Below are 2,500 nucleotides of genomic sequence, written 5' to 3'. Positions count from 1 at the left end.
TGGATCACCTCCTTTCTAAGGATAAGGAATGCACATTGGTCTTGTTTAGTCTTGAGAGGTCTTGTGGGGCCTTAGCTCAGCTGGGAGAGCGCCTGCTTTGCACGCAGGAGGTCAGCGGTTCGATCCCGCTAGGCTCCATTGGTGAGAGATCACCAAGTAATGCACATTGAAAATTGAATATCTATATCAAATAGTAACAAGAAAATAAACCGAAACGCTGTAGTATTAAAAGAGTTTATGACTGAAAGGTCAGAAAAATAAGGTTAAGTTAATAAGGGCGCACGGTGGATGCCTTGGCACTAGGAGCCGAAGAAGGACGTGACAAACGACGATATGCCTTGGGTAGCTGTAAGTAAGCGATGATCCAGGGATTTCCGAATGGGGGAACCCAACAGGTACTACCTGTTACCCGCATCTGTTAAGGATGTGAGGAGGAAGACGCAGTGAACTGAAACATCTAAGTAGCTGCAGGAAGAGAAAGCAAAAGCGATTGCCTTAGTAGCGGCGAGCGAAACGGCAGGAGGGCAAACCGAAGAGTTTACTCTTCGGGGTTGTAGGACTGCAATGTGGACTCAAAGATTATAGAAGAATGGTTTGGGAAAATCAGCCAAAGAGAGTGATAGCCTCGTATTCAAAATAGTCTTTGTACCTAGCAGTATCCTGAGTACGGCGGGACACGTGAAATCCCGTCGGAATCTGGGAGGACCATCTCCCAACCCTAAATACTCCCTAGTGACCGATAGTGAACCAGTACCGTGAGGGAAAGGTGAAAAGCACCCCGGGAGGGGAGTGAAATAGAACCTGAAACCGTGTGCCTACAACAAGTTCGAGCCCGTTAATGGGTGAGAGCGTGCCTTTTGTAGAATGAACCGGCGAGTTACGATATGATGCGAGGTTAAGTTGAAGAGACGGAGCCGTAGGGAAACCGAGTCTGAACAGGGCGAATTAGTATCATGTCGTAGACCCGAAACCATGTGACCTACCCATGAGCAGGTTGAAGGTGCGGTAAGACGCACTGGAGGACCGAACCAGGGCACGTTGAAAAGTGCTTGGATGACTTGTGGGTAGCGGAGAAATTCCAAACGAACTTGGAGATAGCTGGTTCTCTCCGAAATAGCTTTAGGGCTAGCGTCGACATTAGAGATTCTTGGAGGTAGAGCACTGTTTGGGTGAGGGGTCCATCCCGGATTACCAATCTCAGATAAACTCCGAATGCCAATGAATTATGGTCGGCAGTCAGACTGCGAGTGCTAAGATCCGTAGTCGAAAGGGAAACAGCCCAGACCACCAGCTAAGGTCCCAAAATAATTGTTAAGTGGAAAAGGATGTGGGGTTGCACAGACAACTAGGATGTTAGCTTAGAAGCAGCTATTCATTCAAAGAGTGCGTAATAGCTCACTAGTCGAGTGACCCTGCGCCGAAAATGTACCGGGGCTAAAACAATTTACCGAAGCTGTGGATACCTTTATAGGTATGGTAGGAGAGCGTTCTATGTGTGAAGAAGGTGTACCGTGAGGAGTGCTGGAACGCATAGAAGTGAGAATGCCGGTATGAGTAGCGAAAGACAGGTGAGAATCCTGTCCACCGTAAGACTAAGGTTTCCAGGGGAAGGCTCGTCCGCCCTGGGTTAGTCGGGACCTAAGGAGAGACCGAAAGGTGTATCCGATGGACAACAGGTTGATATTCCTGTACTAGAGTATGTAGTGATGGAGGGACGCAGTAGGCTAACTAAAGCAGACGATTGGAAGAGTCTGTCTAAGCAGTGAGGTGTGAATTGAGTTAAATGCTTAGTTCTATAACATTGAGCTGTGATGGGGAGCGAAGTTTAGTAGCGAAGTTAGTGACGTCACACTGCCAAGAAAAGCTTCTAGCGTTTAAACATACTCTACCCGTACCGCAAACCGACACAGGTAGTCGAGGCGAGTAGCCTCAGGTGAGCGAGAGAACTCTCGTTAAGGAACTCGGCAAAATGACCCCGTAACTTCGGGAGAAGGGGTGCTGACTTTAAGTCAGCCGCAGTGAATAGGCCCAAGCAACTGTTTATCAAAAACACAGCTCTCTGCTAAATCGTAAGATGATGTATAGGGGGTGACGCCTGCCCGGTGCTGGAAGGTTAAGAGGAGTGCTTAGCGGTAACGCGAAGGTATGAGTTGAAGCCCCAGTAAACGGCGGCCGTAACTATAACGGTCCTAAGGTAGCGAAATTCCTTGTCGGGTAAGTTCCGACCCGCACGAAAGGCGTAATGATTTGGGCACTGTCTCAACGAGAGACTCGGTGAAATTTTAGTACCTGTGAAGATGCAGGTTACCCGCGACAGGACGGAAAGACCCCATGGAGCTTTACTGCAGTTTGATATTGAGTGTCTGTACCACATGTACAGGATAGGTAGGAGTCTAAGAGATCGGGACGCCAGTTTCGAAGGAGACGCTGTTGGGATACTACCCTTGTGTTATGGCCACTCTAACCCAGATAGGTGATCCCTATCGGAGACAGTGTCTGA

The 2,500-nt window shown here is 48.6% G+C and carries 1 tRNA gene and 2 rRNA genes (1 of these 3 cut by a window edge); all 3 read left to right on the top strand.

The annotated features are described in order from the left end of the window. Positions 1 to 15, top strand: a 16S ribosomal RNA gene (locus QM911_RS09725) (its annotated part extends 1,223 nt beyond the left edge of the window); the annotation flags it as partial. 50 nt (positions 16 to 65) lie between these two features. Continuing rightward, positions 66 to 138, top strand: a tRNA-Ala gene (locus QM911_RS09720). Positions 139 to 261: 123 nt separating this feature from the next. Continuing rightward, positions 262 to 2,500 (top strand): 23S ribosomal RNA (locus QM911_RS09715); the annotation flags it as partial.

It is taken from the genome of Streptococcus infantis, from assembly GCF_047460825.1.
In the GTDB taxonomy this organism is placed as follows: domain Bacteria; phylum Bacillota; class Bacilli; order Lactobacillales; family Streptococcaceae; genus Streptococcus; species Streptococcus infantis_V.
The sequence above is the reverse complement of the archived record's forward strand: the minus strand, read 5'-3'. Positions and strand labels throughout refer to the sequence as shown.